The following is a 275-nucleotide window of genomic DNA, read 5'->3' as shown; positions in this document are numbered from 1 at the left end:
TTGTCGAGCCCTGCCGACAGCGCCGAGACCAGCAGGCGCACGCCGCCCTTGCCCTGGATCAGATCATCCAGCAGCACATCAAAGGCCTTGCCGTTGTTGTCTTCTTCAAAGCGCATCAGCGCGCCGGTGGTGAAGCGCAGTTTATGGGTGGTCTTTCCCTGCTTCAGAGTGGCTGCAGCAATCATCCCTTAGCTCCCTTTGGTCCAGTTGATGAGCCCGGTGGGGCGCAGTTTGAGATCCGTCATCAGATCTCCCTCATGGTCGACCGAGGGCAC

Annotated in this window: 1 protein-coding gene; it reads right to left on the bottom strand. The window is 59.6% G+C overall.

The features are described 5' to 3' along the window. A partial coding sequence (locus R0J92_RS22850; protein WP_411053348.1) for a hypothetical protein occupies window positions 1-185 on the bottom strand: 185 nt, incomplete at its 3' end. Window positions 186-275 lie beyond the last annotated feature (90 nt).

The organism is Tritonibacter sp. SIMBA_163, assembly GCF_046535935.1.
Lineage (GTDB): Bacteria > Pseudomonadota > Alphaproteobacteria > Rhodobacterales > Rhodobacteraceae > Epibacterium > Epibacterium scottomollicae.
Note: the sequence above shows the minus strand (reverse complement) of the source record. Positions and strands in the feature narration are given on the sequence as shown.